The following is a 25,977-nucleotide window of genomic DNA, read 5'->3' on the forward strand; positions in this document are numbered from 1 at the left end:
CTGTATTAAATCAATTTGGTCGACTCCAGCTTTTCGATAATCCAGTCGTTGGCTTTGATGACCGGACGGCGGAAGACGACGCCCAGGGCCAGCGACGGAATCAGATAGCTCGCCAGAATACCCAACTCAACCCAGTACTCCATATGGTAGGCGCCAGCCATGGCGGCATGCATGGCGTTGATGCCGTGAGTAAACGGCAGGAACGGATAGATCGCCTGGAACACGGGGCCGGTCATCTCGATGGGGAACGTGCCGCCCGAACCGCCGACCTGCATGACCAACAGCACGACAGCGAGCGCCTTGCCGATATCGCCAAACGAAACCGTAAGCGTGTAGACGATATTGGAGAACACGAGACTCGCGACCCAGCCCGCCAGCACAAACTGCAGCGGGTTGTCGCACTGAATGCCAAAGAACAGAATGTCGCCCGCGCACACGAGCGTTGCCTGCAGCAGGGCCAAACCGCCAAAGAACAGGTAACGGCCCAGATAGATCTCGTGCAGGCGTACGGGGATGAGCTCGTTGATGAGCTCGTCGTCGACCGAGACCTTCATCATGGCCGCCAGTACGATCGAGCCGACCCAGAGCGACAGAATCGTATAGAACGGCGCCATGGCCGAACCGTAGTTGCGGATCGGATAGACCGGCTTGCGGTCGAGCGCAACGGGGCCGGAAAGCGACACGGCCAGGCCCTCGGGGTCGTTGCCGATCATCGTCTTGATCGTCGCCAGGTCACCCGACATCAGGGCGCCGTCGAGCTCGTCCTTGAACGCGCTGATCTTGTCCGACGCCTCGCCCAGCTGATCGGAAGCCTTGTTGACCAGCTTTGCGGCCTTGGAGAGACCCTTTGCCAGCGAACCGGATGCGTCGGTCAGGCCGGCAACAGCGCTATCTAGGTCGCCCGAGATGCCGTCGAGCGAATCCAGAACGCCCGAAATAGTTTTCTTGAGCTCCTTGGCCTTGACCGAGAATGTGGAATCGTAGTCGGACTTAGCGCCCGAGATGCCCGCCTTGGCATCGGCGATGGCCTGGTCGACCTCGGCACGCGTGCTGTTGACCTCTGCCATGCTGTCGGAAAGGGACTTTGCGGTTGCCCTCAGGTCGTTGGCATTGTTACGATACTCCGTCGCGATCCTGCCCAGCGATGTAGCCACAGACTTGAGGCTGTCCTGGAGCTTTTCGTCACTCACCTGATCGGCAAAGCTGCGGAGCTGGTCGGCCGTGTCGTCGATTTCCTTGGCGCGCGATTCGAGTGCCGACGCGGCTTCGTTGAGCTGGGTCACCGTAACGTGGACATGCTGGTTTGCGGCGTCGAAAGCCTTCGCGAGCTCGGCGGACACGTTGTCAAACGAGCCCGCACTTCCGTCAATCGCGGCGTTGATGGCGTCGTTGGCGGCCTTGAGTGCTTCCTTGGAATCACTAATGCCGCTCTCGGCGTGCTCCATCAACTGCTTGGTAGATTCATCGACCTTACCCGTCTGCTGGAGCATACCGCTCGCCGACGTCAACGAATCGGAGGTCGAGCTCAAAATGCCCGCCAGCGAAGTCGCGTTGGCTTGAACGTCCTGCAGGTCCTCGACCGAATCGCCCAGTGTCGAGGACAGGTTGGCGATAAAGCTGCTGACCTGATCGGTGCTCATGTAATCGAGCAGGCTGGACACGGTCTTAAGGCCGATGGTCGTGATGGTCTTGGTAAAGGTCTCATTCACCTGGCTCTGGACGGCGCTCGAACCCTTTTCGGTCACGATCTGGGCGATGGCGTTAGCCTTCTGGTTTTCGTAGAACTCGATGTCGGCGTGCTTCACGTTGGTCGAGAAAAGCGTCATCATGTCGGCGCTAAACGTCTTGGGGATAACGACGGCGGCATAGTATGTGCCCGACTTAACGCCCTCAATCGCCTTATCGCGGTCGTTGAGGACAACCCAGTCAAAGTTCTCGTTACCGCGCAGGGTCGCCGTCACGTTTTCGCCCACGTTGATCTCGACGGGAATCAGGTCGCTCTCGTAGCCCTCATCGGTGTTGACCACTGCAATCTTAAGGTTGCCGGTATTGCCGTACGGATCCCAGCTGCCGGCGATGTTAAACCACGCGTACAGGCACGGCACGATAATGAGGCCCATCACGACGACCATGCCGATCACGGAGCGAGACACGTTTTGGACATCACGCTTAAACAGGTGCAGGATGTTCTTCATTTATGCCTCACCTCCTTTAGAGTGCTTGCCAAGCAGGGTGGTATCTCCATCATTTGTAGCTGTGCTGTCGCTGCCCTGAGATTTACGATGCGCACCAATATGCGGCAGACGGCTCGTGGGCTGTTCGCTGTCCTTGGTGCCCCGCTCGCTGGCGTTGAGACCAAACATACGACGGGCGGCAGGGATGGCAGCCGTGTGCTCGCGCATCTCGCGGCGCAAGTCCTCGTCCGAAAGCGCCGAGATGCGCATCTGGGTGTTGAGGCTTGCACGGATGTACTCGATGTTGATGAGCCAGCCGCAGATGGCAATGACCGAGATAATCCAGATAACGAGCAGGATGATCTTGCCGTTATTGTCGATATCGAGCACCGTCGAAAGCACAAAGAGCAGAACCTGCACGCCTACCACGGCGGCAAAACCGCCCTTGATGTAGTACGGGTAGCGATGCTCAAACGCCACGGCATGATCGAGCAGCTCGCGACGGTACGAATCCGAATCGAGCATGACGCGCATGGCCGTGCGCAGCGAATAGCGCTGGCGCGGTAGGTCGTTGGACTCGCAGATCATGAGGCCCGTCGTGGAAAGCTGCTTATCAAAGAGCAGATTGAGGTTGAGCAGCAACGGGCGCAGCTGCAGACCGATAAAGAGCGCGATGGCAAGGAACACGCCCAGGATGCACAGGTTGAACAGGTAGTTGAACGAATACATGCCACCGACGGTCTCGCGCAGCAGGTTGATGCCATAAGTGAAGGGCAGCAGCGGATGCAGCCATTGGAAGAAGCCGGGCATCATCTCGATGGGATACATGCCCGACGAGCCGGGGATCTGCACAATGACGAGGATGACGCCAATGGCTTTACCGATATGCTTAAACGTGGTGGACAGCGCATAGATGATGTTGACGTAGGTGAACGAAATAGCGATGCCGCCCAGTACAAAGAGCAGCGGATTGACGCACTGAACGCCAATGACCAGGTCGCCCACCGTAACGATAATGGCCTGGAACGCGCCCAGGATCACCAGCAGCAGCCAGCGGCCAAAGTAGCCCTGACGCGCCGTAAAGCTACCGATGCCCTCGCGGTCGACCTCGAGTTTATAGATAGCGATGAGCACATAGCCGCCTACCCACAGCGCCAGATTGGTGTAGAAGGGCGCGATGCCCGAGCCAAAGCTCTTGACCGGATAGATTGACTTGGACGTCAGCTCAACCGGAGATGCCATGAAATCTGCCACGTCATTGACGTCGACGTCCATGAGGTCGGCTAACTCGCCCATAGACTCAGAGGTCCGCAGCGCCGCAATGTCATTGGCGGCGGTCGCGAGCTTGTCCTGAACCTTGGCAAGGGAGGCGTCGGTTTGGGATAGCGTGGTCTTTGCCTGCTTGAGCGTGGCGTCGAGCTGCGCCAGCGTGCCGCGCGCGCTCGCTATCGTGGGGGTCATACCCGACACAATGCCGGTCAAATCGCCCGAAACGGCGGCAAAGGAATCAAGCGCGCTCGAAGCCTTCGGAAGTGCGTTCTGACCCAGATCGGTCTGAGCCTGACCGAGGTTAGCCGTACCGGTCTGAATTGCCGCGTTGAGTGCGTTGCTCGCGTTCGAGATTGCCGTAGCGTCGTTTGCCATGGCGCTCGACTGTGCGGAAAGGCCATCCTTGATGCTCTGCAGCTTCTGGTTTTGCTCGCGAAGCGAATCGATGGTCGATACAATGCGCGCGTCAATTTCCTCGGAACCTGTCGACGTGTCATTAACGAGAATCTCCAAGTGTCCGATAACGACCTTATTGTGATCGATCGTCGCCTGGAGAGACTCGAGCGAGTTGTCGATGCGGGTGGTCGTAGATGTGACCGTACCCGTTAGCTTGCCAATCGCAGCGTTCGCGGAGGCTGACGTCTTGGTGAGTGCAAGGCTACCTTCCGAGAGTGCCTTGGAGAGCGAGGTGATAGAGTTGCCCGCCGTGGCGCGAGCCTCGCCCAGCAGGTCGTTGCCCTGGGAGATCGCCTGCGTTAGAGAGGGCGCCTGCCCCTGCAGGCCCACCAGCGCAGCATCGGCCGAAGCAATCGAGCTGCTCGTCTTGTCGATGGCGGTGTTCATGTCGCCGATGGAATCGCGTACTTCGCCCAGGGTATCAGACGCCTCGGACACCGAGCCCGCCAGCGAATCCCGGGTCTGGGTCGCCTTGTCTTTAAGGTCGATGCCAGCATCTTTAGCAATGCCCGCGACGGTCTCGCCCACCGTGGAGACAAACTCCGAGTTGATCTGCTCCTCGATGGTATTGGCGCCAGTGTCGGTGACCTTGGGCGCAATAGCGCTCTTCTTCTCGTTGACGTAGTACGTGAGCTTGGGCTGATGGTAATTGCCGTCGAGCATCGAGACCAGGTTATCTGAGAAGTTCTTGGGGATTACGATGGCCGCATAGTACTCACCACTCTCGACGCCCTCTTTGGCATCGGCGGCCGAATCGACGAAGGTCCACCCCAGCTGATCGTTTTCCTTGAGCTGATCGACGACCTTGTCGCCCGCATTGAGCTCGCCCACCAGGTCGTTTTGGGTTCCCTGGTCGTTGTTGGCGATAGCAATCTTGATGCCCTGGGTGTTTCCGTACGGATCCCAGTTTGCCACGATGTTGTACCAGGCATACAGCGAGGGAATAACACACACGCCGAGGGTAACCACCAAGGCGACGGGGTTCACGAGCAATCGCTTGATGTCACGCTTAAAGATCGCAAAGGATACCTTTGCGTTGGATAGTTTGCTGCCGAGACTCACGCTTAGACCATCCATCCTGTCGTTGAATCAAATCGTACTATCAACAACCATTGTACGTAGGCGCTTTAGCGTCTCGAAGCACAATGGTATTGAGTTTTGCGGGTAGCAATATACTACGAAGATTAGTTAACGTACAGTTGTACAGTATCTCAAATTTCAGCAGGTCGCAAAACCACAACCCCGACAAATAATTGATCCCTTGGGGACGGAGGAAAACGGATCACCGAGGGGGTCGGCCTGATCTGGTGATCCGCTTTCCTCCGTCCCCAAGGGATCATTCAAAAGGAAACGAGAGTGGAAAATCTCCCACTTCAAGCCTGCATTCGAGCCAAAAGTGGGAGATTATCCACTCTCGTTCTAATCTAGTTACGGTGCCGTATCCCCGAACTACATCAGGTTGCAGACAGCCGCCGCGAAGGCAACGGGGTCCTCGGGGAGAATGCCCTCGACCAGCAGAGCCTGGTCATAGAGCAGACCGGAGTACTGCTTGATCTTGTCGGCGTCGCCTGCCTTCTGGGCAGCGACAAGCTTGTCGAAGACCGGGTGCTTGGCGTTGAGCTCGAGCACGCGCTGGCTCTTGGGCATGCCGTCGGGCGCGCCCTCGGGTCCCTTCTGGAGCACCTTCTCCATCTCAAGCGAAAGCGGGCCCTCGGTGGTGATGCAAGCGGGGGCATCGGTCAGGCGCGCGGAGACGGCAACTTTCTCGACCTTGTCACCGAGCGCCTCCTTCATAGCGCTAAAGAGGTCCTCGTTCTCCTTGGTGGCGTCCTCGGCCTCCTTCTTCTCGTCCTCGGTCGCCAGGTCAAGATCACCGGTCGCAACGTTCTTGAGCTCCAGATGACGATCCTCGACCTCGGGCTCGGCACCGTCGGCAACGGCCTTCTCGGCAGCCTCGCGGGCGGCGTCGTCCTCGTAGATCTTAGGCATATCGGCGGCAACGTACTCACGCATAGCCTGGAACGTGAACTCATCCACATCCTGCGTCAGCAACAGCACGTCATAGCCGCGCTCGAGCACGCCCTTTACCACGGGCATCTTGGCCAAGCGCTCACGCGAGTCGCCGGCGGCGTAGTAGATGGCCTTCTGATCCCCGGGCATGCCCTTGGCATACTCGGCCAGGGTAATCATCTTCTGCTCCTTGGCAGACCAGAACAGTAGCAGGTCGGCGAGCTCATCGGCCTTCATGCCATAGCTCGAGTAGATGCCGTACTTAAGACCGCGGCCAAAGTTCTCAAAGAACTTCTCGTAGGCCTCGCGGTCGTTGTCGCGCATATCCTCAAGATCGGCGGTAATCTTCTTCTCCACGCGCTTGGCGATGGCCTTGAGCTGACGGTTCTGCTGCAGCGTCTCACGCGAGATGTTGAGCGACACGTCGGCAGAATCCACGACGCCGCGGACAAAGTTGTAGTAGTCGGGCAGCAGGTCGTCGCACTTCTCCATAATCAGCACGTTGGAGCTGTAGAGCGCCAGGCCCTTCTCGTAGTCCTTGCTGTACAGATCGAACGGGGCGCGGCCCGGCACAAACAGCAGCGCATCGTACTCAAGCGTACCCTCGGCATGGAAGCTGATAGTGCGCGCGGGATCGTCAAAGTCGTGGAACGTGGACTTGTAGAACTCGTTGTAATCCTTCTGCTCAACGTCGGAGCTGCGCTTTTTCCAAATCGGCGTCATGGAGTTGATGGTCTCGAGCTCCTGGTAGTCCTCGTACTCGGGCTTGTAGTCGTCGCCGGCGTCCTCGGGCTTGGGTTTCTGGCGGCTCTTGCTCACCATCATCTGAATCGGGTAGCGCACATAGTTGCTGTACTGCTGAATCAGGCTCTTGAGGCCCCACTCGGTCAGGAAGCGATCGTAGGTCTCGGCCTCGCCGTCGGCGTCGAGCTTCTCGTTCTCGCGCAGCGTCAGGATGACATCGGTACCGTGCTCAGCACGCTCGCCATCCTCGATGGTGTAGCCCTCAAGACCGTCGGACTCCCAAACGTGGGCGGTGTCCTCGCCATAAGCGCGGCTGACGACCTTCACGTGGCTGGCGACCATAAAGGCGGAGTAGAAGCCCACGCCAAACTGGCCGATGATGTCGACATCGGAGCCCTGTTGCTCGGCGTTCTCGGTCTTAAACTCCTCGGAGCCGGAATGGGCGATGGTGCCCAGATTGCGCTCGAGCTCCTCGGCGGTCATGCCAATGCCGTTATCCGAGATGGTAATGGTGCGGGCGTCTTTATCAAAAGAGACGCGAATAGCCAGGTCGCCCTGGTCGAGCTTGACACTCGGGTCCTGCAGGCTCTTAAAGTTGAGCTTGTCGACGGCGTCACTCGCATTAGAGATAAGCTCGCGCAGGAAGATTTCCTTATTGGTGTAGATGGAGTTGATCATGAGGTCGAGCAGTTTTTTGCTCTCGGTCTTAAATTGACGCATGTGCAGTCCTTTCGCGCTACCCCCGTCCGCAAAAACGGCCCGGTTGCCCGAGCCGCATCGCAGACCTGCTATGTTCAGACTTAGATTTTATAACCCATTAGCGCGCATATATACATACGGAATCGAAAAACTGTATGTCCAAACGCTCTGATGCGCCAATTGCCAAGGAGTGTCCCCAACTGCCGGCAGAAAAGGAACGTCCCTATCTGTCACCCTCGACCCGTTTGGCCATCCAGGCATGGGGCTGGCCTTCATCCTCATAGTCCACTGGGGCAATCTGCGTGTAACCCGCCTTGGCATAGAGCGGCAGCACGTATTCCTGCGCGTGCAGCTTAATGAGCTTGGCGCCGGCATCACGCGCGGCGGTATCACTGGCCTCGACAATCTTGCTCGCCAAACCACGACGACGCATAGCCGGCAGCACGGCGACGCGCCCCATAATGTAGGTCTCCCCCGCTGCGACGCCTTCGTCCAAGTCGCACGCCGGCGACACCGGAGCCTCTGCGTCAGCCGCGCGCTCAAGCTCTTCGGGAAACACGCGCGAGCAACCGGCAAGCTCGCCGTCTACATAGAGCGTCACATGAATGCAGTTCGGGTCCTCGTCGATAGCGTCGAACTCATTCTCGTAGCCCTGCTCGTCCATAAAAACGACGCGGCGCACCAACGCCGCGTCATCAAAGCATCCCGTCTTAAGTTGGATATCCATGGCTGCCCTTTCATTCAATGAGAACGTTAGGGACAGATTTTAGCGAAAATGAGCTCCGCGCACGCTAAACTTCGCGCGAGCCTTCGCCAGGCAGTCGTAATGACCCACGTTATGGGCATCGCTCGCGATGAAGCTGTACAGGTTCTGATCGAACAGGCGCTGGGCCGGCTTTTTTTCGCGACCAAAGCGACCACCGGCAATAAAGTCCGCCGAAGCCTGCAGCTTGCAGCCCATATCGACCAGGCGTTCCGCCACGCTTACATCCTTTTGAACCGCACGATAGCGCTCAGGATGAGCGATGATCACCTGGTAGCCACGGCACTGCAAATCGTAAATCGTGTTCTCGTATTCTCTAAACGCATACGCATCGGCATGCGTCGAAAGCTCGAGCAGAAACTCGTTGGTCCCATCGAAATGCAAGTGCTCCGCGGCATCGATACCAAGTTCAACGAGCTTTCGATGGTTGACCTCGAAGCCCATCTGGAGCGGAAAACCGTCAGCGTTATCGCGCAGTAGCTCAAAGGCATCCCACATCTTGTCGTAATCAAAATAGGGATCACGGCAGTGAGGAGTGCAAACGATTCTGGTTACACCGGCCCGCTTGGCAGCCTCGAGCATCGCCAAGCTCTCATCAAGATCGGCGGCGCCGTCGTCTACACCCGGCAAGATATGGCAATGAATGTCACGCATAGGTCGGCCTTAATCAACTAAACGTTTGCTCGGTTGGTGAAGATGCCCTTTTTGGAAGTGCCCTGATTGTCGGAGCCCTTCTTAACCTTCTTACCGTCCTTGGTGTAGTAAGAATAGTAGTACTCGCTGGTCTCGGTCTCACAGTAATTCATAACGGTACCGATGAGCTTGACCTTCTCGGACTTCTTAAGCTGACCGATGGCGTTGAGCGCCTCTTCGCGCTTGGTAAAGTTCTCGCGCACCACGAACAGCGCGCCGTCGGTCAGGCTGGCAATCTCGGCAGCATCGATGAAGGTGCCAACCGGAGGAGCATCGAAGATGACGTACTGGAACTTAGCAGACAGTGCCTTGACCAACTTGGAAAAGCGGTGAGAGACGATGATGTCGGCAGGATTGGGAATATGCGGCTCGGCATCGAGGAAGTAGAAGTTCTTCTGACCCGTCTCGACAATTGCCTGGTCAATGGAGATCTGCTCGGAAAGGACCGCATAGAGTCCACCGCGGGAGCGGACGCCGAGCATATCGGCAAGGGACCTGCGGCGCATATCGCACTCGACCAGGAGCACGGACTTGCCGCTCGTGGCGATTGCCTGAGCAAGGTTAATGGAAACCGTAGACTTGCCCTCGTTGGGAATCGAGGAGGTAACGGTGATGGTGCGAATGGGGTCGTCCACGCTCGCAAAGCGGATGTTGGCCAGAAGGGTCTTGGCGGCATTCTGTACAACGAGCTTATCGGTGTTCTTTGCCTTAGCCATGCCTATTTACCACCTTTCATAGCCGGAATTCGGCCAACAACGGGAATGCCCAGGAGCTCTTCTGCCTCTTCGGCACCGCGGATGCGGGTATTGAGCATGTCTGCCAAAACGACATAGGCAACTGCGATAAAGATGCCCGCGAGGAACGCGACAGCAACGTACAGCATACGCTTGGGACCGCTGGGGGCTTCGGGGGTCTTAGCCTCGTCGATAACGTTGATGCTCTGGGCAGCGCCGACGTTCTGAGCGACCGTACTCACCGAGCTAGCTATGGCCTTTGCGACCTTAGCCGTCTCCTTGGCATCGGTGCCGGTAACCGAAAGCGTAATGACACGCGTGGTGGTCTCGGAGGAAACAGACACCTTGTAGTCATCCAGATCGGTGAGGCCCAGTTCATTGGCGGCGCCGCTCTTAACGCTATCGCTATCCAGCAGCGTGGCGATATCGTTGGAAAGCATCTGGCTCGCCGAGAGATCGTTGTAGCTCATCTGACCGCTATCGTCGGTCTTGGCGAGAATGTACATGCTCGTCGTCGCGGTGTAGGTGTTGTCCATCGCAACAAAGGACACGATGCCCATGGCGATCGCGCAGACCACCGGAAGGGTGATGACCAGCTTGAGGTGCTTCTTCAGCAGCTGGAACAGTTCGAGAAGGGTCATGCAGCTTGCCTTTCATTTCCCCAGTTCGGATTGACAAAACTGTCCGTATGTTATCGCATCTTTTTACCGAGACCAAACTCTATACATAAGAAACAGGCTCTCCTGTAAAAATGACGGAAGCGATCGTAAAATTGCACAACAACGCCGCACCCGAAAGTCCGATGCGGCGTCTACATCATTATCTATGTTGTATCGCTATGCGAATGGCTCGTCCTGCTGTATGGGAAACGCCACCGTAATGGTGGTTCCCACGCCCAACTCGCTCGATAGATCGAGCGTGGCGTGATGATACAGGGCCGCATGCTTGACAATGGCAAGCCCCAGGCCGGTTCCGCCGCGTGCCTTGGATCTACTCTTGTCCACGCGATAGAACCGCTCAAATACCTTGCCCTGTTCTTCAGGCGCGATACCGATTCCCGTGTCGGCGACCGCGAGGAACGGATGGCCTTCGTCGTTGGTGCCGCACTGCAGCGTAACCGTACCGCCGGGCCGATTGTAGCGGATGGCGTTGCTTGCCAGATTGTAGATGAGCTCGTCAATCAAGCGCGACACGCCTTCGATGACCACAGGCTTGGTCTCATGACTTATCGTCACATTCGCTTGACGGGCGACCTGTTCAAGACGCTGCTCAACCGTGTAGATGGCACGCGAGAGCTCAATAGGCTCCGTGGACCCAATGGGCACCGCCTCGCCCTCAGTCGCACGCTCGGCCTCGTCCAAGTTAGACAGCGTAAGGATATCGTTGACAAGCGCTGCCAAGCGGCCCGCCTCACGATAGATACGACCGCCAAAGTTGCGCAGGTCATCCTCGCCCTCAACCATGCCGTTTGCGATGAGCTCGGCATAGCCCGAAATCGCCGTAAGCGGCGTCTTGAGCTCATGAGTGATATTCGCCGTGAACTCGCGGCGCATACGGTCGTTGTCCGCTAGCACCGCCATTTGGCGCTTGAGTTCCTGGCGCTGCGACTCGATACGCTCAAGCATGGGGACCATCTCGGCATAGGCGTGCTCATAGCTACGGCGCGGGTGGTCCAAATCCACCTCTTGCAACGGCGCGATGATGGCACGGGACTCGCGGCGCGCCATGAAAAACGAGAGTACCGCACCCGCTGCTGCGATAAGCAGCATCGGCGCCACCATCGACAGCAAAATCGCCGCAACGCCAGGCTGGGCCTGCGCCAAGCGGACAACCTGGCCGTTATCAAGGGCGACGGCGCGATACAGCATAATCTCGTCGAGCGTAGAGCTTGCGCGCTCCGCGGAACCCGAACCACTCTCAAAGGCCTCGATGACCTCGGGGCGATCGCCATGGTTGGGCAGTGTGGAAGGCGACGCCTCGTTGTCGTAGGCAACCGATCCATCCTTGTTAATCAGCGTGATGCGTAAGTCCTCGCGATCGAGGCTACGCAAGAACGGGATGGGCTCCTGCTGCTCGTCGAGGGCGGCAGCAATGAGCTCGGTTTCCTGCGCCAGATTGGCACTCGTGGCATCCGCCAAGGTGTTTTGCACAAAGAACGCACCCAGCACCGTAAACGCCACGATAACCGCCATGGCGCAAACAAAGATCGTCACAAAAACGCGGTGCGACAGCGTATGTTTTCCCTGGGGGGCGAAGACCACGGGTTACTCCTCCGATGCGGTGGCCGCGGTGTCGTCGCCTTCGGCACCATCACCGGCAGAAGGCTCGGCCAGGCGATAACCCACGCCGCGCACGGTCTCGATGGCGCTGGCATGCTCGCCCAGTTTTTGGCGAAGCGTCTGCACGTGCACGTCAACGGTGCGCGAACCGCCGTCGAAGTCCCAGCCCCACACGCTCTGCAGCAACGACTCGCGGGTAAAGACCACGCCGGGCTTGCGCATGAGGTACTCGAGCAGGTCGAACTCGCGCAGGGTGAGCTTAAGCGGCTCGCCGGCAACGGTCACCTCGCGATGGCTGGGCGAAAGCACGATGTCGCCTACGCTGAGCACATCGCTCGCCTGCTTGACCATGCCGCCGCGACGCAGCAGTGCGCGGCAGCGGCTCGCAAGCTCCATGAGCGAAAACGGCTTAGTCAGGTAATCGTCGGCACCGCCATCGAGCGCCATCACCTTGTCGAGCTCAGTGTCCTTGGCGGTAAGCATCATGATGGGCACCGTCGCCGTCAGGCGATCGGCACGCAGGCGACGCATAATCGCCAGGCCATCGGTGTCGGGCAGCATGATATCGAGCAGCACAGCATCGGGCACCCGTCGCGCCACGGCAGCCTTAAACTCGCCATCGCACGAAAAGCCCTCGGCCTCGATTCCCTGCTTGCGCAGCGCATAGACCGTCAAATCCCTGATGTTGTCATCGTCCTCGACGTAATAGATCATGTTGAACCCCTTTGCGGCCGATATGACCGCATCTTAACCCTAAAAGCACCTGTAAAAGACAGCGTCAGCCAAAACGCCCCGTCAAATAATCCGCTGTGCGCGAATCGGTCGGTTTTTTGAAGAGCTGAGCGGTGGGCGCGTGCTCCACCAGCTCGCCCAGCAAGAAAAACGCGACCGAGTCGGAGATGCGCGCCGCCTGCTGCATATTGTGCGTAACGACCACCAACGTGCAGATCTCCTTGAGCTCGCAGGCAAGCTGCTCCACCACCAGCGTCGACACGGGGTCGAGCGCCGAGGTCGGCTCGTCCATCAGCAGAATGTCGGGCTGCACGGCAAGTGCGCGGGCGATGCACAGGCGCTGCTGCTGTCCACCCGAAAGACCCAGGCCCGACTCCTTGAGCTTGTCCTTGACCTCGTCCCACAGGGCAGCGCGACGCAGGGAGTCCTCGACCAGCTCATCGAGCACGGCGCGGTCGCGCACACCCATACCGCGAGGACCGTAGGCGACGTTGTCGTAGATGCTCATGGGAAATGGGTTGGGGCGTTGGAACACCATGCCCACGCGCTGGCGCAAACGGCAGATGTCGCAATCGCCCAGGATATCTTGACCATCGAGCGCAATCTTGCCCTCGATGCGGCAATCCTTGATGCCGTCGTTCATGCGGTTAAAGCAGCGCAGCAACGTGGACTTTCCGCAGCCCGAAGGCCCGATGAACGAAGTGATCTGCTTGTCGCGGATCTTGATATTCACGTCCTTGAGCGCATGGTGATCGCCATAGAACAGGTCGAGGCCCTCGACGTCGATGCGCGTCGGCGAGGCGGCAAGATCCTCTGCCGTGGGGCGAGTCGCATCCCCAACCTCGCGCTCATGCGCGGCCTCGGCCTGCGCTTCCATGAGTTCTTCAAGCTCCGTGGGCTCCACAGCCGCAGCAGCCGTCATACCGCACACCTCCATATCGATATCAATTCAGCAGTATCGATAGTAGGAATCGCGGCTCATACGCACGTGAGCACATTGTCAAGTGTTTGTAAGGGCACACTGGCTATGCGGCGGGCAGCTCGATGGTGAATATCGTGTGTTCGGGCGTCGATTCACATGCAACGGTACCGCCGTGTGCCGCGATGATCTCCTTGGCAATAGCAAGGCCCAGGCCGGCACCACCGCGATTGGTCGCACGCGCCGCATCCAGGCGATAGAACTTCTCAAAGATCACCTTGAGCTTAGCCGCAGGGATAGGATCGCCCTGATTGATAAAGTGCACGCGCACGCCGCCATCGTCTTGGCGCCTGGCCTCAATCGTGATAGTCGAGCCCTCATAGCTATAGGCGACGGCGTTTTTCATGATGTTGTTGAACACGCGGGCCATCTTGTCGCCATCCACGAGCACCGTCAGGTCCTCGCGAATATCAACCTGGGCTTCCTTATGCTGCTCGTTGAGGATGGGATAGAACTCGTCAGCCACCTGAGCCAGCAGCAACCCCAGATCAACATAGCCGCGCGTGAGCACGATATCGTGGAAGTCAAAGCGCGTGATATCGAAGAACTCTTCGATGAGCGCATCGAGCCGGCGCGCCTTGTCGAGCGCCACGCCCGTAAAGTGCGCACGTTGCTCAACCGGCAGCTCAGGAGCCTCTTGAAGCAGCGAAAGATAGCCCACCACACTGGCAAGCGGGGTGCGTAGGTCATGTGCCAAGTACGTGACCAGATCGTCCTTGCGATGAGACTCGTCACGCAAGGCCTGCTGCACCTTGCGCTCGCGATCGCGCACACGGTTGAGTGCGCCCTCGACCTCCAGGAAGTCGCCGTCGATGTTGTCCCAGGTGTCGGGGTGATCGATCAGGCGATCTTGAATACGAGCGGCCAGCACACAATCGGCATGCTGCTCGCCCTGCTCATAGCCCTGGCAGTACAGGGCGCGGCCGCAAAAGAACAGCACGCACACGGCAAGCGCCAGCACAAAGCCAAGCATGTTGAATACAAAGCCGGCATCGAACAGCACCGGCCCTTCGATGCCGCCGAGTGCCATGGCGCCAATCGCCAACGTCATGGCCCACGCGGCACCGCCAATCACCACGCAGCGGCGTACGATTTCAAATCGATCGATCAGCAAAAAGCCGACAAGCAGCACCGCCAAGATTCCAGCGATGTTATCGATGCCAATCAGCAGCAGGCTCAGCAAAAAGAGCAGCACCGTTGCAAGTGCGCGGTTGTCGACGACCGACCTCACGTATTCAAAGAGTCGATCGGGCACCTCGAATGCCTGCCTATCGTCTTTTGTCATGTCCACTTCCCCACCATCAAAGGCGCTATTCGATTATGTAGCCGACGCCCCAGACGTTTTTGATAAAGCGCGGCTTTTGAGCGTCGTCGCCAATCTTTTCGCGCAGGTGGCGAATGTGCACCATCACCGTATTGTTGGAGCCGGGCATAAAATCCTCGTTCCACACCGCGCGGAACAGATCCTCCACGGCTACCACGCTGCCGCGATGCTCAACCAGATACAGCAAGATGGAATACTCGATGGGCGTGAGGCGCACCGGTGCACCGTCCACCGTTACGGAACGAGCATCGCGGTTGATCTCCAGGCCGTCGAGCTGGATGGTCGGCGACTCGGCCGCCTGCGAGCGGCTACCGTAGCTGGTGTAGCGGCGAAGCTGAGCGTGCACACGCGCGATGAGCTCCAGCGGACGGAACGGCTTAACCACGTAATCGTCCGCGCCAAGCGAAAGGCCCTCGATCTTGTCTTGCTGGGCATCGCGCGCCGTCAGCATGATCACGGGATAGGTATGGCTGGAACGGATCGTACGCAGTAGCTCAAAGCCATCGATATCGGGCAGCATGACATCCAACAGTGCCAGATCGAACTCCTGCTCCAGGATTGCCTTGGCAGCATCGGCCCCGCTATAGGCAATCTGGACATCAAAGCCCTCTTTTGTAAGGTAGATACCAACCAAGTCGGCGATGGCCTTCTCGTCATCAACTACCAAAATGCGCTCGTTCATGCGTGCTCCTCTCGCGCTCCATTATGCCCGAGGGGACGCATGCCACACACAACAAGCGTTGGTGATTAAGTCGGCCTTAAGCACCCTTGTGCCCGTTCGGGCGCGGATGTGGGCCACGCACGCACGCGATGATCGCCGACGCCGGCAAACGATATACTCTAGTTCCAGAAGAGACCATCCCGTCGAAAGCGAAATCCGTGAAGTCCCTCACCTCTTTTGCAAAGCGCTCAGCCCAGCTTGCCGCCGGCTTTGTCTGCGCTATCGCCCTTGCCGCTGGCGTGCCCACCGTCGCCGGCGCCCAAGTACTCACGACCGACAATGTTTGCGGCAAAACCGCCGATGCGCGCGGCATCACGGCCGAAAACCTGCCCGATATCGATGCGACCAATGCCCTCGTCATGGGCAAAGACGGCACCGTCTACTATGCCCGCGGCGCCGATGAGCAGGTCAAGATTGCCTCGATCACCAAGGTCATGACCGCAATCCTAACCGTCGAGAATTGCAAGATGGACGAGAAGGTCACGGTGAGCAACGCCGCAGCCACCGTGGGCAATTCAACAGCCGGCCTACTCGAAGGCGACGAGCTCACCGTGAAGCAGGCACTGCGCGGCCTGATGATTCCCTCGGGCAACGACGCCGCCATCGTGCTCGCCGAATATGTGGGCAAGAAGATCGACCCTAAGACCAAAGACGCCGAGGCAACATTTGTGAAAGCCATGAACGAGCGCGCTAAGAAGCTCGGTTGCACCGGCACGCTTTTTGAAAACCCGCATGGTCTGGACTTTGATGAGTGGGCTGGCGATATGCACTCAACCGCACACGACGTAGCGCTGATGATGCAGGAGGCCATGAAAAACGACACGATCCGCGAGGTCGTAGCGAGCGAAGATTCCTGGATCGAGGTCACGGGCGCCGACGGCACCGACCATTCGCATTCCATGGACACGCATAACTATTTGCTAGGCCAAGATGGCATCATCGGTGGCAAGACCGGCACCACCGATGATGCAGGCTATTGCTTTACGGGTGCCTACAACCGCGATGGCGACGAGATCTACACCGTCGTTTTGAACTCCACCACCACCGACCAGCGCTTTACCGATACCGCAACCCTTGCCAATTGGTACTACGGTCACAAGGTGACGGTCGCAATCGCCAACACGCAGGAAAAGACCGCCAACGGCAACCCGCTTATGGCGCGCATTGGCCAAACCGACTGGACGGATAAGACGATCGACGCCACGCTCGCCGATCCTACGGCGCAAGCGACCGTGTTTTCCCTTGCCGGCGAGGTGACCGAAAAGGTTAGCTACGACGATCTTTCGGGCACGGTGCATGTGGGCGACAAGGTGGGCAGCGTTACGCTCAAGCAGGATGGCACCAAGATCGCCGTCATGGACCTGGTTGCCGACGAGGAAGGCGCAGGGCCGAATCCCATTGAGTGGCTACTCGTGAAGCTCGATCGCTTGGGCCGCCGCATCGACAACCGCCCGCTCACGGCAGAAAGCGAGACCGTCGCCAAGGCGCCCGAGGTGTAGTGCGCAAGAATAATAAGCCCACTGAAGGGAGGCGTCCGAAAGGATGCCTCTTTTTTTGAGGTTCGAATCCCCAGCCGCCATTCTTGATAATAAAAAGGGCCCCAAATGGGACCCTTCTTCAAATTCGTACTGGCGGAGAGCTGGGGATGTCCGGGCATGCTGCGCATGCCCTCCGGCTTCAAAGCCTGGCGGCTTTTCGCCCACGGGCTACAAACGCTTTCGCGTTTGCTTAACGCCCGTGCCCTCTCGGGTTCGAATCCCCAGCCGCCATTCTTGATAATAAAAAGGGCCCCAAATGGGACCCTTCTTCAAATTCGTACTGGCGGAGAGCTGGGGATTCGAACCCCAGATGCCCTTTTGGGGCATACTCGCTTAGCAGGCGAGCACCTTCGGCCTCTCGGTCAGCTCTCCGTAACAGCCGTTCTATAGTAACCAAACAGTCGAAGTTGGGCAAGAGGTAATTTTCTAATTGCCCGGCGGCCTTTCCTCCTTGCAGTTTTCGCCCCTACCCCAGCGAGCGGTTGAGGGAGCCGAGCTCGTCGTTGCCCATGGTACGCCACATTTGGAAGATGCAACCGCGCGCCAGGAAAAAGAAGCCGTTATCGACCAGCTGCACGGCGGCATCCGCAAGCTGGTTGGCCACCGCGGGCACGGGCGGCAATTCGAGTCCAGCCCTGCGGATGGTCTCGACCGCTTCCTCGAACGTCGGAGGCTCGCTGACGCCCATCTCGTTCATAAGGCCCTGCATTTCTTCCAGCGCGCTGCTGCCCGACTCCTCGCCGCGCGGCACCAGACGGTAACAAACCAGCGCCAGGTCGAGCTGATCGCAATTCCAATAGGCAAACGCCAAGCGATAGAACAGGTAGCCGATTGCAGAACGATCGCTGGCAATACGTAGGCCGTGGCGCGCCACCTCGATAATCTCATCAAAGCGCTCCAGACGCGCAAGCACGTTGATGAGCGCAAAGTGCGACTGCATGGACGAGCGCGCCAGATCGTAAAGATGGCGCACCTCGGGCAGTGCTCGTTCAAAGTCCTCTTGCTCGGCGTAAAAGCTGCAGATCTCGTGCTGGGCAAAGTACAGCGCATCGGGCGCACGAAGGATTCGTACAGAGCGGTCTTCTTCCAACACCGGTAGCACCATGCGCACCAGCTGGTTATCGCAAAACTGCGTTTGAACCGGACCTGTCGCCAAAAGCTCGGCGACGGCGCACTTAGCCTCCAACTCCTCAACAAGACGGGAAAAGCCTTCAAAAGCACCTGTACGGTCGACTTTTGCCTGCTCGCGCAATTCAACAACACGGGCCACGTATGGGTCGTCGTCCTCTTCCATGACCTCCAGCTCGTCAGCTGTATCGGCAAGCAGCAGATCGCGCAGCGCCGGCGGCAGCATGCGATGGTCATCACGCGGACGAGCATGAACCTCCGCAGGTTCAATCGTCTCCGGAGCGGTTGACTCATATGCCTCAAGCACACGCTTGCACGGCATATCGTCCATGTCCATGCTCTCAAGATCCTTGGCGACAGGCACGCAATCGGCCAGATAGGCCGCGCGCCCAAAGAAATACGTTGCGACAACGCACTCGCCCTGCTCACTGTCGGGAGCAGCAATCTGCACATAGCAGCGCGTGATACAGGTGCCCGCGGCAAAACACGCTGCCGCAAGCGTGAGCGCCACGCGCGCATCGTGCTCCGCGGCCCAGATCGCGCGCGTGTCCTCGTCCAACTCGCGCCAGGCGTCATCTTGAGCGTCGTATTCACGTTGTGGCATAGCATCAACGACAGACTGCCCAAACCGAACGAGCATGATCCCCTCGGCAACGTTTGCCCGATAGGTATAGTCGAGCCGCGTGACCACGTTAAGTGCCTCGACAATACGCGCGAAGCGGGTACGCACATCCCACTCACCGCCCGGCTGGCAAGCCACCGTACCCGGTTTGCCCCACGGGTTATCGCTCGAGGCCGTATCGAGCAGTCGGGGAACATCGTTGGTCGTCTTGGCGATATGCCACGCATCAAAGAGCGCGCAGCCCTCAAGGCTCGGCGAGGATGCCGCAGGGACCAATCCGGCCCCGATGTGCTCAAGGATGCCGGAGAGACGGTTAAGACGGCACTCGATGGCAAGCAGCATGTCAATCTCGTCCTGGTCCAGCAGGCTGCGATCAAAATTGAGATAGAAAAGCTTTGAGCGATCGATGCGAGCCAGGCTCATCTCGGACTTAGCGGCGATGGTGCGCAAGCGGGGCAAGTCAATTTCACTCATAAGGGCGGCGGCATAGCGCTCGATACCGCTCGGATTCTCGGCATGGTCAACGCGGTAAAGCAGCGTCTCGATAGCATCAGGGAGCGGTGCCGTGTTAAAGCCCAAAAACACCTCGACCGGCTCGGGCAACTTTACGAGCTTGATCTTGTCGATAACATTTTGCATACCCTCGTCGAGTCCGCCGGCGTCCGCCGTGCTCGCAATGGCATTTTCGGAGTCAGCGAATATCACGTAGCGCAGGAACATCGATGCCATGAACTCGCCGTAAGGAAGGGAGCGGGTCGAATTCCATGTCTCGTGGTCGGACTGCTCGCGCATGGGGCCTTCGGGAGAGCCGACGGTTCGCGCGCACGCGCGCATTGTGCCGTTGGCTCCCCGAACCACAATCTCACCAATACCGGAGTCCGACTCGTCAAGGACCAGTTCCATGTCGGGATCGTTGGGCAGCGGAGTCTCGCTAACGGGGCGGTCCACCTTGTACACCTCGCCCGAAACGCTTACGTAGCCCAAAAGCGACACATGGCTTTTGCCAACGAATTCGACGACATAGCAAGATTCATGCTGATCCTCGCCAAAGAGTTTCCAGACCACGCCATATGAACGTCCCGCAGGCTGCTCGGGCATCGCCGGAAAGCGCTTTTTGGGATCGAGAAACCTGAGCTTGTATGTCGGACGCTCTGCCACGAAGTATCACCCTGATCGGTCGCTTGAAGAAGGAGTGGTCGCGAATTAGTCGCGACATCTACTCGGAATCTTACACGAGTCGACAGGAAATCGTCCGCTTTACGCCCGCGCCTCGACCGAGGTTCGAATCCATGCGGTGTTTACGTAAAAGAAAAGCCCCCGTTGCCGGGAGCTTTAATCTCAAATGGTGCGGCGTATAGGATTCGAACCTATGACGTTCTGATTCGTAGTCAGACCCTCTATCCAGCTGAGGTAACGCCGCAACTTGTTGATTATTATGCACAGGGACTGAATAATGGTCAAGCATTTTTTCAAAAAAAGTTATCGAATTTGATTTTTAATCATTTGGAGGGCTTGGCGCGATCTTCGACGCATCGCGATATAAGAAAAGCCTCCGTTACCGGAGGCTTTAAAGTTCAGTTGGTGCGGCGTATAGGATTCGAACCTATGACGTTCTGATTCGTAGTCAGACCCTCTATCCAGCTGAGGTAACGCCGCAACGCACGGATTATTATGCACGCGAGCCCCCGATGGGTCAAGCGACAATTAGAAAAAATTTTACGGAGTGATAATTAAGTTGTTCGTGCCTCGACCGAGGTTCGAATCCATGCGGTGTTGCCATAAAAGAAAAGCCCCCGTTGCCGGAGGCTTTCAATTTCAATTGGTGCGGCGTATAGGATTCCGCGCATCCGCTCCGCGGATCCGCGCCGGCTTCGCCCGCCTGCCGGCGTGCTCGCCCGCTCGCTACGGACGCTCCGCGTCCGCTTCACGCTCGCGCCTCGACCGAGGTTCGAATCCCTGTCTGGTCTCCAAAAAAGAAAAGCCCCCGTTGCCGGAGGCTTCAAGTTCAATTGGTGCGGCGTATAGGATTCGAACCTATGACGTTCTGATTCGTAGTCAGACCCTCTATCCAGCTGAGGTAACGCCGCAGCGCAAAACATATAAAACCACTTTAGCTTATTGGAGTCAAGCACAATCTCAAACTTTTTTTTGGAACGCAGTTTTGTCATGCTGCTCCGCATATACCGTCGTTCCCCGTACGATCGATTGGCTTTTCGATCACGTCAAACTTAGCATCAAGTTCCCTCAGGAGCGATCTCACCCGCTGGGCACAATCATAATCGGCAAACGAGATACTCAACATGCGAGCAACCTGGTTAGATGTCCGGACCCCATAGAAATGCTCCAGGGCCACAAGCCCCTCGTGCGCCACAAACGTCTCAACCACATGCGGCGACTCCTCGTAGCACCATTGGGTCAACGGACCCTCGCTCGTCTGTCGAACCACCAGGCCACCCATGCCAGACGGCTCACACGTCACAAGCAGGTACTCCCCGCCCTCGTCGCTCTCAAACAAAACCACCCGCTCATCAAACAGCTCCATCGCGTCCCCTTTCTCTCGCTCTTATTTAGCAAAAGCATAGCAGGTAGATGGCTGTATACAGAACAGTTGTTCGTGTGTTTTCTATTGAGCTGTCCGCACAGCATGGTATGGCCGCACACAAAAAGGGCACCCCAAAAAGGAGTGCCCTAGCAAATCGCTTATGCAGCCAATCTACGCGACCGGCTCGATCTTCTCGAGGCCGCCCATGTAGGGACGCAGAACCTCGGGGATCGTGATGGTGCCGTCAGCGTTCTGGTAGTTCTCCAGAATGGCTGCCATGGTACGGCCAGCCGGCAGACCGGAACCGTTGAGGGTGTGCAGATAGCGCGAACCCTTGAAGTTCTCGGGGTCGCGATACTTGATGTTGGCGCGACGGGCCTGGAAGTCACCGCAGTTGGAGCAGGAGCTGATCTCCTTGTAGGCGTTGTAGCTCGGCAGCCAGACCTCGACGTCGTAGGTCTGACGGGCAGAGAAGCCCAGGTCGCCGGTGCACAGGCTAATCACGCGATACGGAAGACCCAGCTGCTGCAGCAGGAACTCGGCCTCGGCGGTCATGCTCTCGAGCTCCTTGTCGGACTCCTCCGGCTTGGCAAACTTGACCATCTCGACCTTGTCGAACTCGTGCTGGCGAATGATGCCGCGGGTATCGCGACCAGCGGAGCCGGCCTCCTCGCGGAAGCAGGGGGTGAAGGCGGTGTAGCGGCGCGGCAGGGTATCGGCGTCGAGGACCTCACCGGCGTGCAGGTTGGTGAGCACGACCTCGGCGGTGGGGATCAGGAAGTTGTCGCCCGAGACGTGATAGGCGTCGTCCTCGAACTTGGGCAGCTGGCCCGTGCCGAACATGGTCTGACGCTTGACGACGATGGGCGGCCACCACTCCTTGAAGCCACGGCTGGTGTGCGTATCGAGGAAGAAGTTGATGAGGGCGCGCTCAAGACGGGCGCCGGCGCCACCGAGAACGGTGAAGCGGCTGCCGGAGAGCTTGTTGCCGCGCTCGAAGTCAAGGATGTCGAGGTCGATGCCCAGATCCCAGTGCGGCTTAAAGTCGAAGTCGAACTCGCGCGGGGTGCCCCAACGACGGCGCTCGATGTTCTCGTCCTCGTCCTTGCCGTACGGCGTGGCCTCGCAAGGAATGTTGGGCAGGTGAGCCATGAAGTCGTACTGCTCCTGCTCGAGGTCGGTGCGGCGCTCGGCCAGACCGTCAATCTTCTCGTTGACGGCGCGCACGGCCTCTTTGGCGGCCTCGGCCTCGTCCTTCTTGCCCTCCTTCATCAGGGCGCCGATCTTCTTGGACTCGGCATTGCGCGTGGCTTGAAGTTCCTCGACCTCGGTGATGACGGCACGACGCTCGTCGTCGAGCTCAAAGAACTTCTCGCGATCCCAAGACGTCTGGCGGTTAGCCATGGCGACATCGATGGCATCGGGGTTCTCGCGAACAAACTTGATATCAAGCATTAGATCCTCCGGCGATATACATTCCATTTAGGTTGCAACCTTGTACATGTATGGGCAAGTATATACTTATGAGCGTTTACGACCCAACTCAACTACGCAAGAAGGCACCCAATGGACGCAGTTTTTTCCTTTTTGTTTGGCACCCGCACCGGTTTTGCCATCCTTTTCGCCGGCGGCATCCTGCTGTTTGCGATTATTGCCTTTGTAATGGAGAAGCGCACCCATAAGATGTATGTCGACCGCGGCCCCAAGTCCGAGGACGAAGAAGACAGCTTCTGGGACTAACCTGCCAAAAAGGGACAGGTTTATTTTGGTCGGTTTTATCTGGGCAAACGCAAGTGCCCCGCAACTGGAATTGAGCCAGTTGCGGGGCACTTTTCGCTAAAAGGACAAAACCGCAGGAAAAACCTGCCAACATAAACCTGTCCCTTTTTGGTCGGTTTTACTGGAGGGTTGCGTCGATTGCCTTGACTAGGGCGCTGCGCATGCCGGCGTCCTCGAGCGCAACGACGCCCTTGATGGTGGCACCGCCGGGCGAGCACACGGCATCCTTCATCTCCGCAGGATGCTGGCCAGTTGCAAGCTGCAGCTTTGCCGTACCCAGCACCATCTGGCTCACAATGCGATAAGCATCCGCACGCGGGATACCGTGCTTGACCGCCGCATCGCCCAGGGCCTCGATTGCCATGGCGACAAACGCCGGAGCGCAACCACCCACCGTGCCGCCCACAAACAGCAGGCTTGTGTCGAGCTCGACGACAGCGCCAAGCTTACCGAGCAGGTCGAGCACCACAGCACGCTGCTCGCTGTTGAGCGTAGAGGACTTCTCGCAGGCGATAACGCCCTCTCCCACCGAAACCGGCGTGTTGGGCACCGTCGAGATGTGCGCGACGCCCGGCAGGACCTGCTCCCACTTGGCACTGTCCCAAGTCCAGGCAACCGACAGAACGACCTTTTTGGCAAGAGCATCCTTGAGCGGGGCGAATACCTTCTCGATCATGTACGGTTTGACCGCAGCGACCACGATATCGGATGCGGCGACAACCTCGGCGGCATCGTGGCAGGCGACCATGCCGCGCGCCTCGCAGCGCTCAACCAGTGCGTCGTAGCGACCCGCGCAGGCGCACATGTCGCTCGCAGCTACACCGGCAGCGATCCAGCCATCGGCCATAGCGCTCGCCATATTGCCAAAACCGACAAATCCAATCTTCATATCGCATAGTCCTTTCAGACACATTCCTCAAAACGAAAGGTATTGTCCCACGCCATTGTTTCGTATTGCCGACCTATTTGTGATACGGCTCGCCACGACTGATCTTGCAGGCACGGTAAATCTGCTCCAGCAGCACCACACGCGCCAGGTTATGCGGCAAGGTAATGCGTCCAAAGCTGAGCATCTCGTCGGCTCGTGCGCGCACGTCGTCACTCACGCCGTCCGAACCGCCGATTACAAAGGCAATGTCGCTGCTGCCTCGCAGCATAAGATCGTCGAGCCTCGCCGAAAACTCCTCGCTCGAGCGCTCCTTGCCCTCGATAGCCAGCAGGATCACATGCGCTCGAGACGGCAAGGCGGCAAGAATCGCCGCCCCCTCCTTGTCGCGCGCGGCATCCACGCCGCCCGCCTTAGCCGGGTCGATATCGGCCACCTCGCGGATATCCACCTTGGCATAGGCACCTAGGCGCTTGGTGTACTCAGCGCACGCGTCCTTCCAAAAGCGCTCCTTGAGCTTACCGACGCAAACGACGGTGTATTTCACGCGCGTCTACTCCTTCGAATCGTTTTGAACTTTGCCGGCGGCCAGCATCTGCTCGAACATCGAGGCCGACTGCGAAAAGTCGCTCGGCAGCACGACCGTCGAGGTTTTACCCGTGCGAGCGAACTCCGTCATCATCTCGGACCACTGCGTAAACATGAACAGTTGGTTGGCCTCGTCATTGCCGACACCCGTCTCCTGGATGATCTCGAGCGAATCTTTGATACCCAGCGCGATGGCCTTGCGCTGGTTGGCGATGCCCTCGCCCGCCTTTTCCATAGCCTCGGCCTCGGCGGTTGCCTCGGTGACGCGCTTGATGCGGTCGGCCTCGGCGAGCTCCTGTGCCGCAGCGCGCTTGCGCTGGGCGGCGTTGATGTCGTTCATGGAGTTCTCGACCTCGGTCGGCAGTGCGATTTTAGTGATGAGCGTCGACACGAGGGTGAAGCCGTAGGCGGCCATCTGCTCGGAAACGGTAGCGTTGACATCCTTGGCGATGTCATCCTTCTTGGCAAAGACCTCATCGAGTGTGTAGACGGGGATGGAGGAGCGCAGGGCGTCGGTGATGAAGTCGCGCATCTGGTCGACGGGCTCCTGCAGCATGTAGTAGCTCTTGTAGATGCCCGAATCTGCCGGGCCGGCGCCCATGTCGTAGCTCACGTGGTACTGAGCGGAGACCTCAAGACCGATGGTCACGTTGTCCTGGGTCTTAACGTCGATGCCAAAACCGTTTTTCATGGTGCGCAGGCTCACCGTGGCGGCCTTGCGGTCGATCACGGGCACCTTCACGTGGAAGCCCGCGTTGACGATACGGTTGAACTTACCCAAGCGCTCGATGATTACGGCGTGCTGCTGTTCAACGACATAACAGGCGTTGGGGAGCAGCAGCAACAGGATGATGATGGGAATCAAAAGGCTGGTAAGGGCGGCGATGATACCGGAAAACAGCATGGTCTCTCCTCTGATAGGCACACGTTGGTACTAGGATACCCGTCCAAGGAGATCGTGCATAACAAAAAGAGCTCCCATTGCTGGGAGCTCTTTCAATCCATGGTGCGGGCGAAAGGACGTCCGCCTATCCGCTGCGCGGATCCGCACCGGCTTCGCCCGCCTGCCGGCGGACTCGCCAGCTCGCTAAAAACGCTCCGCGTTTTCTTGACGCTCGCTCCTTCACAGGTTCAAGTCCCTGCGATGGGCCCGTAACAAAAAAGCTCCCATTGCTGGGAGCTTTTTCAATCAATGGTGCGGGCGAAAGGACTTGAACCTTCATGGGGTTGCCCCCATACGGACCTGAACCGTACGCGTCTGCCAATTCCGCCACGCCCGCGTGCAGGAATTAGAATAACGGAGCGCCATCGCGAACG

General features: G+C 58.3%; 20 protein-coding genes and 5 tRNA genes. 2 read left to right on the forward strand and 23 right to left on the reverse strand.

The window, feature by feature from the left end; translation table 11 throughout:
- Positions 1-5: 5 nt before the first annotated feature.
- From DW796_RS00085 to DW796_RS00140, 12 genes are all read right to left on the reverse strand, one after another.
- A complete protein-coding gene (locus DW796_RS00085; RefSeq protein ID WP_117716631.1) occupies positions 6-2,195 on the reverse strand; it encodes a YhgE/Pip domain-containing protein in 2,190 nt (729 codons plus the stop codon).
- On the reverse strand, positions 2,196-4,961 hold the full coding sequence (locus tag DW796_RS00090; protein WP_233539618.1) for a YhgE/Pip domain-containing protein: 2,766 nt from the start codon (positions 4,959-4,961) through the stop codon (positions 2,196-2,198).
- Between the two features lie 387 nt (positions 4,962-5,348).
- On the reverse strand, positions 5,349-7,373 hold the full coding sequence (gene htpG / locus DW796_RS00095) for a molecular chaperone HtpG (protein WP_118093902.1): 2,025 nt from the start codon (positions 7,371-7,373) through the stop codon (positions 5,349-5,351).
- Positions 7,374-7,575: 202 nt separating this feature from the next.
- Entirely contained in the window at positions 7,576-8,079 is a 504-nt protein-coding gene (locus tag DW796_RS00100; protein ID WP_117628973.1) for a GNAT family N-acetyltransferase, read from the reverse strand.
- 39 nt (positions 8,080-8,118) lie between these two features.
- Positions 8,119-8,769 carry a tyrosine-protein phosphatase gene (locus DW796_RS00105; RefSeq protein ID WP_022094060.1) on the reverse strand — a complete coding sequence of 217 codons (651 nt, stop codon included), beginning with the start codon at positions 8,767-8,769 and terminating at the stop codon, positions 8,119-8,121.
- Between the two features lie 17 nt (positions 8,770-8,786).
- Positions 8,787-9,524, reverse strand: coding sequence for a CpsD/CapB family tyrosine-protein kinase (locus tag DW796_RS00110; RefSeq protein ID WP_118093903.1), 738 nt, complete (start codon positions 9,522-9,524; stop codon positions 8,787-8,789).
- 2 nt (positions 9,525-9,526) lie between these two features.
- Positions 9,527-10,183, reverse strand: a complete 657-nt coding sequence (locus DW796_RS00115) for a YveK family protein (protein ID WP_118093904.1) — start codon at positions 10,181-10,183, stop codon at positions 9,527-9,529.
- 195 nt (positions 10,184-10,378) lie between these two features.
- The gene (locus tag DW796_RS00120) at positions 10,379-11,803 is read right to left on the reverse strand and encodes a cell wall metabolism sensor histidine kinase WalK (protein ID WP_117757828.1); all 1,425 of its coding nucleotides are present in this window, start codon (positions 11,801-11,803) and stop codon (positions 10,379-10,381) included.
- A 3-nt stretch (positions 11,804-11,806) separates the two neighbouring features.
- The gene (locus tag DW796_RS00125; protein ID WP_089572665.1) at positions 11,807-12,535 is read right to left on the reverse strand and encodes a response regulator transcription factor; all 729 of its coding nucleotides are present in this window, start codon (positions 12,533-12,535) and stop codon (positions 11,807-11,809) included.
- Positions 12,536-12,599: 64 nt separating this feature from the next.
- Positions 12,600-13,475: a phosphate ABC transporter ATP-binding protein PstB gene (gene pstB / locus DW796_RS00130; protein WP_199579815.1), complete on the reverse strand. Its 876-nt coding sequence runs from the start codon at positions 13,473-13,475 to the stop codon at positions 12,600-12,602.
- A 103-nt stretch (positions 13,476-13,578) separates the two neighbouring features.
- On the reverse strand, positions 13,579-14,817 hold the full coding sequence (locus DW796_RS00135; protein WP_118093905.1) for a sensor histidine kinase KdpD: 1,239 nt from the start codon (positions 14,815-14,817) through the stop codon (positions 13,579-13,581).
- 25 nt (positions 14,818-14,842) lie between these two features.
- Positions 14,843-15,538 carry a response regulator transcription factor gene (locus tag DW796_RS00140; protein ID WP_117655503.1) on the reverse strand — a complete coding sequence of 232 codons (696 nt, stop codon included), beginning with the start codon at positions 15,536-15,538 and terminating at the stop codon, positions 14,843-14,845.
- Positions 15,539-15,735: 197 nt separating this feature from the next.
- Here DW796_RS00140 and DW796_RS00145 point away from each other — a divergent pair, with 197 nt between their 5' ends.
- The gene (locus DW796_RS00145; RefSeq protein ID WP_158567656.1) at positions 15,736-17,076 is read left to right on the forward strand and encodes a D-alanyl-D-alanine carboxypeptidase family protein; all 1,341 of its coding nucleotides are present in this window, start codon (positions 15,736-15,738) and stop codon (positions 17,074-17,076) included.
- A gap of 320 nt (positions 17,077-17,396) precedes the next feature.
- On the opposite strand, the gene DW796_RS00150 is transcribed toward DW796_RS00145, so the two are convergent.
- From DW796_RS00150 to serS, 7 genes are all read right to left on the reverse strand, one after another.
- A tRNA-Ser gene (locus DW796_RS00150) sits at positions 17,397-17,487 on the reverse strand.
- Between the two features lie 94 nt (positions 17,488-17,581).
- Positions 17,582-20,023 (reverse strand): lipopolysaccharide assembly protein LapB, encoded by a 2,442-nt coding sequence (locus tag DW796_RS00155; protein WP_147350996.1) that lies wholly within the window; start codon positions 20,021-20,023, stop codon positions 17,582-17,584.
- Between the two features lie 185 nt (positions 20,024-20,208).
- Positions 20,209-20,285 (reverse strand) — tRNA-Arg (locus tag DW796_RS00160).
- 159 nt (positions 20,286-20,444) lie between these two features.
- Positions 20,445-20,521: transfer RNA gene (locus DW796_RS00165), tRNA-Arg, on the reverse strand.
- A gap of 354 nt (positions 20,522-20,875) precedes the next feature.
- A tRNA-Arg gene (locus tag DW796_RS00170) sits at positions 20,876-20,952 on the reverse strand.
- A gap of 77 nt (positions 20,953-21,029) precedes the next feature.
- Positions 21,030-21,407, reverse strand: a complete 378-nt coding sequence (locus DW796_RS00175) for a hypothetical protein (RefSeq protein ID WP_117765452.1) — start codon at positions 21,405-21,407, stop codon at positions 21,030-21,032.
- Between the two features lie 171 nt (positions 21,408-21,578).
- Positions 21,579-22,862 carry a serine--tRNA ligase gene (gene serS / locus DW796_RS00180; protein WP_118093908.1) on the reverse strand — a complete coding sequence of 428 codons (1,284 nt, stop codon included), beginning with the start codon at positions 22,860-22,862 and terminating at the stop codon, positions 21,579-21,581.
- 111 nt (positions 22,863-22,973) lie between these two features.
- On the opposite strand from serS, the gene DW796_RS10500 reads away from it, so the two are divergent.
- Complete coding sequence (locus DW796_RS10500) at positions 22,974-23,147, forward strand: DUF6724 family protein (protein ID WP_168170424.1); 174 nt, start codon at positions 22,974-22,976, stop codon at positions 23,145-23,147.
- Positions 23,148-23,304: 157 nt separating this feature from the next.
- Here the strand turns inward: DW796_RS10500 and proC are convergent, their stop codons facing one another.
- The 4 genes from proC to DW796_RS00200 form a co-directional block, all read right to left on the reverse strand.
- A complete protein-coding gene (proC, locus tag DW796_RS00185) occupies positions 23,305-24,075 on the reverse strand; it encodes a pyrroline-5-carboxylate reductase (RefSeq protein ID WP_118093909.1) in 771 nt (256 codons plus the stop codon).
- Between the two features lie 73 nt (positions 24,076-24,148).
- Entirely contained in the window at positions 24,149-24,619 is a 471-nt protein-coding gene (rlmH, locus tag DW796_RS00190) for a 23S rRNA (pseudouridine(1915)-N(3))-methyltransferase RlmH (protein WP_117563694.1), read from the reverse strand.
- A gap of 6 nt (positions 24,620-24,625) precedes the next feature.
- Positions 24,626-25,564: an SPFH domain-containing protein gene (locus tag DW796_RS00195; protein WP_055250521.1), complete on the reverse strand. Its 939-nt coding sequence runs from the start codon at positions 25,562-25,564 to the stop codon at positions 24,626-24,628.
- A 289-nt stretch (positions 25,565-25,853) separates the two neighbouring features.
- A tRNA-Leu gene (locus tag DW796_RS00200) sits at positions 25,854-25,940 on the reverse strand.
- Between the last annotated feature and the right edge of the window lie 37 nt (positions 25,941-25,977).

Source organism: Collinsella sp. AM31-2AC (assembly GCF_003469285.1).
In the GTDB taxonomy this organism is placed as follows: domain Bacteria; phylum Actinomycetota; class Coriobacteriia; order Coriobacteriales; family Coriobacteriaceae; genus Collinsella; species Collinsella aerofaciens_AT.

Coding starts and splice junctions, on each gene's coding strand:
- DW796_RS00085 (WP_117716631.1), bottom strand. CDS start 2,195: ATGAAGAACATCCTGCACCTGTTTAAGCGTGATGTCCAAAACGTGTCT.
- htpG (WP_118093902.1), bottom strand. CDS start 7,373: ATGCGTCAATTTAAGACCGAGAGCAAAAAACTGCTCGACCTCATGATC.
- DW796_RS00100 (WP_117628973.1), bottom strand. CDS start 8,079: ATGGATATCCAACTTAAGACGGGATGCTTTGATGACGCGGCGTTGGTG.
- DW796_RS00105 (WP_022094060.1), bottom strand. CDS start 8,769: ATGCGTGACATTCATTGCCATATCTTGCCGGGTGTAGACGACGGCGCC.
- DW796_RS00110 (WP_118093903.1), bottom strand. CDS start 9,524: ATGGCTAAGGCAAAGAACACCGATAAGCTCGTTGTACAGAATGCCGCC.
- DW796_RS00115 (WP_118093904.1), bottom strand. CDS start 10,183: ATGACCCTTCTCGAACTGTTCCAGCTGCTGAAGAAGCACCTCAAGCTG.
- DW796_RS00125 (WP_089572665.1), bottom strand. CDS start 12,535: ATGATCTATTACGTCGAGGACGATGACAACATCAGGGATTTGACGGTC.
- pstB (WP_199579815.1), bottom strand. CDS start 13,475: ATGACGGCTGCTGCGGCTGTGGAGCCCACGGAGCTTGAAGAACTCATG.
- DW796_RS00135 (WP_118093905.1), bottom strand. CDS start 14,817: ATGACAAAAGACGATAGGCAGGCATTCGAGGTGCCCGATCGACTCTTT.
- DW796_RS00140 (WP_117655503.1), bottom strand. CDS start 15,538: ATGAACGAGCGCATTTTGGTAGTTGATGACGAGAAGGCCATCGCCGAC.
- DW796_RS00175 (WP_117765452.1), bottom strand. CDS start 21,407: ATGGAGCTGTTTGATGAGCGGGTGGTTTTGTTTGAGAGCGACGAGGGC.
- serS (WP_118093908.1), bottom strand. CDS start 22,862: ATGCTTGATATCAAGTTTGTTCGCGAGAACCCCGATGCCATCGATGTC.
- DW796_RS10500 (WP_168170424.1), top strand. CDS start 22,974: ATGGACGCAGTTTTTTCCTTTTTGTTTGGCACCCGCACCGGTTTTGCC.
- proC (WP_118093909.1), bottom strand. CDS start 24,075: ATGAAGATTGGATTTGTCGGTTTTGGCAATATGGCGAGCGCTATGGCC.
- DW796_RS00195 (WP_055250521.1), bottom strand. CDS start 25,564: ATGCTGTTTTCCGGTATCATCGCCGCCCTTACCAGCCTTTTGATTCCC.